Source organism: Mesorhizobium sp. M2A.F.Ca.ET.067.02.1.1 (assembly GCF_004023285.1).
Lineage (GTDB): Bacteria > Pseudomonadota > Alphaproteobacteria > Rhizobiales > Rhizobiaceae > Mesorhizobium.
The window spans coordinates 1-3,861 of record NZ_RZSB01000582.1; the positions used below are offsets into that span (position 1 = coordinate 1).

Below are 3,861 nucleotides of genomic sequence, written 5' to 3' on the forward strand. Positions count from 1 at the left end.
GGGGATAGGCCTCGCGCACGGCCGCGGCCAGCGCGTCGACCACGTCGCGCTCGACGCGGTTGGCGAGGTGGCGCGAGTCAGCGATATCCTGGAAGCCGCGCCAGCGGTCGGAGATTTCCTTGTCCTTGGCCAAGGTGTTGGTGATGAGCGTGAAGGTGCGCAGGTTCTTGCGGAACGTGGCGGCCAGCGCCTCGGAAGCGCGGCGGCGCACCTCGCCATTCGTATCCTGGAGCCGGTTCAGCGCCGGCTCAAGCGTCAGCTCCTCGCCGTCGACGTCGAAGCGCAGGTCGGTCATGGTCTCGTCAAACAGGCGGTTCCAGGCGCCGCGCCCGGTGACCGACTTTTCGTGGAACAATTGCTCGACACGGTCCTCGAGCTGGTAGGGTTTGTCCTTCCTGAGGTCGAGCACCCAGGGCCGGTAGTGGCCGAAGGCCTTGTCGGCGGCCAGAGCGCTCTCGATCGCCGCATCATCGATCAGGTTGAGCTCGAGCGCGAAGAACAGAAGATGGGCGCTCGCGTCCGTCATCTTTTCCTGGACGTCGCCATAGAGCTTGGCGCGCTGCGGATCGGCGGTGTTGCCGGCATAGACGAGGCCGGCATAGGAGACGATGCGGCCGATCAGCTCCTCGAGCGCCTCATAGGCTTGCAGCGCCTCGCCCAGCCGGCCGGCGGCTCCGCGCCCGGCTTCCGCGGCGAGCGTGCCTTTCCAGCGGGTCTCGAAGGCGATGGCGTCGCTGGCCGCCTTGGCGATGTCGCGCTTCAGCTCGGGCGCTTCCATGCCGGAATAGAGATCGGCGAGATTCCACTCCGGCAGATCGCCAAGCTCGGCCGCGCCGTGTCCGGACGCTGGCGCCGCAAGCCGCTGACCAAACTCAATGCGCATCAGCAATACCTTCTTTGAATCGGGCCAAATCAGAGGGAAGGAGGAAGCCGGTCAAATCCTAAGGAATTCGTTCACCGGGTTTTTTGAAACCTTATTTAGAACCCTGTGCCAAGATGATCCATGGGGATTGTCTCGGGCGGAAAACTCAAACAGTCATGACAGGTTCCATACTCATAGTCGATGACGATCCGGTGCAGCGCAGGTTGATCGAGGCCGCGCTGACCAAGTTCGGGCACACCGCGATTGTCACCGATAGCGGCGAGGCTGGCCTCGACGTGCTCGACGGGCCGAACGCGCGCGAGGTCTCCGTCGTCATTCTCGACCTTGTCATGCCCGGCCTAGGCGGCATCGGTGTGCTGAAGGCGATGCGCGAGCGCGGCATCAACATTCCCGTCATCGTGCAGACGGCCCAGGGGGGCATCGAGACGGTCGTTTCGGCGATGCGGCACGGCGCCTTCGACTTCGTCGTCAAGCCTGCGTCGCCCGACAGGCTGCAGACCGCGATCTCCAACGCGCTCAAGGTGGAAGCCGTCGAGGACGAGATGAAGCGCGCATCGCGGCGACGCGGCGGCGGCCATCTCACGTTCAAGGACATGATCACGCGCAGCCCGGCAATGGACCGGGTGATACGCCTCGGGCAAAAGGCGGCGGCCTCCAACATCCCGATCCTGATCGAGGGCGAATCCGGCGTCGGCAAGGAACTGGTGGCGCGCGCCATCCAGGGCAGCGGCGATCGCCGTTCGAAGCCCTTCGTCACCGTCAATTGCGGCGCCATCCCGGACAATCTCGTTGAATCGATCCTGTTCGGCCACGAGAAGGGCTCCTTCACGGGCGCCACCGACAAGCATACTGGCAAATTCGTCGAGGCGAATTCCGGCACGCTATTCCGCGACGAGATCGGCGATCTGCCGCTCGACGTCCAGGTGAAGCTCTTGCGCGCCGTGCAGGAGGGCGAGGTCGATCCGGTCGGCGGCCGCTCGACCGTCAAGGTCGATATAAGGCTCATCTCGGCCACGCATCGCAACCTTCTGCAGCAGGTCAAGGACGGCAAGTTCCGCGAGGACCTGTTCTACCGGCTGAACGTCTATCCGATCTTCGTGCCGCCGCTGCGCGACCGCCGCGACGACATTCCCTACCTGGTCCGGCATTTCATGGAAAAGGTCGCTCCGGCCGATCCGCGCCGGCGCCTTGCCGGCATATCGGCGTCAGCGCTAGCGATGCTGCAGGCCTATGACTGGCCGGGCAACATCCGCCAATTGGAGAATGCGGTCTTCCGCGCGTCGGTGCTTGCCGAGGGCGACGTGCTGACCGAGGAGGAGTTCCCGCAAATCCGGGCCCAGGTGGAAGGCACGGTCGATCTCGCAGCGGAAACGACATCCACCATCGCCGAAACGGTCGAGGGTGCGTCCAAACCGGCGGATGAGGCGATTGCCGAGAAAATGGGGTCCGCCTTTGCCGACGGCGAGTCACCGGCGCGGCCGCAGCCGCGGTTCGGAACGCTTCGGGCGCTGGACGAGCGCGGCAATGTACGGGCGCTGGCCGATGTCGAACTCGAGATGATCAAGCTGGCGATCGATCACTATAATGGCCAGATGAGCGAAGTCGCGCGCCGTTTGGGCATCGGCCGTTCCACCCTCTACCGCAAGTTGAAGGAATATGGCATTGATCCCGAAGCTGGTCGCGTCGACCGGCTTGCCTCGTGACAGGCAAGCCTCGAATAGCTTGCGCGCCTAAAATCCGAGTCAAATTGTCGCTTTTGACGTGAAAACGCAGGGTTTTCAGCGGTTGGCGTTGCCGAGGATCACGCATTAACGCTAACGGTAACAGATCGTGTTCTGGCCGGGGCCGGATTCTTGATCTAAACCAGCGGTTTACCACGAAATGCTGTGCATCATTTTTGACGGGATATCGCCACGGTGTTACCGCATTTCGGCTTCAATAAACGATGGTTAACCATTAGGATCGATATTCGGATGTGAAAACCACGCATCCGTTTGGTCAAATCCGGGGACAAACGGCAGCCTGAAAGCCATTTGATTTGAACAAAGTCGAACGACACACAAACGGGCGGCATTTTCACATGAGCGTCTGGCCGAGGTGGCTGACGTTTATGATTTTGGCTGTCGGGTTTCTGTCCGCGGCAATGTCGGGCGCCAGGGCTGAGGTTCGCACGCTCAAGCTCTATCACCTGCACACGCACGAGAAGGCCGAGATCGTCTACAAGCGCAATGGCCGCTACGATCCGGAAGGCCTGCGCAAGATCAACATCATCCTGCGCGACTGGCGCCGCAACGAGCCGACGAAGATGGACCCGCGGCTGCTCGACCTCGTTTGGGAAGCTTATCGCGAAGCTGGCGCGACCGACTACATCCAGGTCGTCTGCGGCTATCGTTCGCCGTCGACCAACGCGATGCTGCGTTCGCGCAGCCGTGGCGTCGCCGAGAAAAGCCAGCACATGCTCGGCAAGGCGATGGATTTCTACATCCCCGGCGTGCCGCTGAAGAAGCTGCGCAACATCGGCCTCAAGATGCAGGGCGGCGGCGTCGGCTACTACCCGACCTCCGGCTCACCTTTTGTGCACATGGATGTCGGCAATGTGCGTCATTGGCCGGGCATCAGCCGCCAGGAGCTGGTCAGCCTGTTCCCGAACGGCAAGACGCTGCATGTGCCGAGCGACGGCAGGCCGCTGCCCGGCTATGAGCAGGCGCTGGCCGCCTATCAGGCGCGCAAGGGCTCTGGCACGCCGAACATCGAACTGGCCAGCGCCGGCGGCTCGACCAAGCGGTCCGGCGGCCTGTTTGCCTGGTTCCGTGGCGGCGGAGCCGACGAGGCAGATGACGATGCCGATGAAAGCGTTCCGGCACCCCAGCAGAAAGCTGTGAAGCAGGTCCAGGTCGCGAGCGCCGCCACTGCCCGCAATAGCAATCTCCCGGGCATCGCGATCGTTTCGCCGAAGGATGCGAAGCGCGCCAACGTCC

General features: G+C 63.0%; 2 protein-coding genes and 1 pseudogene. 2 read left to right on the forward strand and 1 reads right to left on the reverse strand.

Annotated features, from left to right (window positions below; genetic code table 11):
- Positions 1-883, reverse strand: a pseudogene (locus EOA28_RS27950) (oligoendopeptidase F); the annotation flags it as partial.
- Between the two features lie 155 nt (positions 884-1,038).
- On the opposite strand from EOA28_RS27950, the gene EOA28_RS27955 reads away from it, so the two are divergent.
- Positions 1,039-2,586, forward strand: a complete 1,548-nt coding sequence (locus tag EOA28_RS27955) for a sigma-54 dependent transcriptional regulator (RefSeq protein WP_128315493.1) — start codon at positions 1,039-1,041, stop codon at positions 2,584-2,586.
- 407 nt (positions 2,587-2,993) lie between these two features.
- Positions 2,994-3,861: DUF882 domain-containing protein (locus EOA28_RS27960; protein WP_245501608.1), on the forward strand; the 868-nt coding region annotated here is incomplete at its 3' end.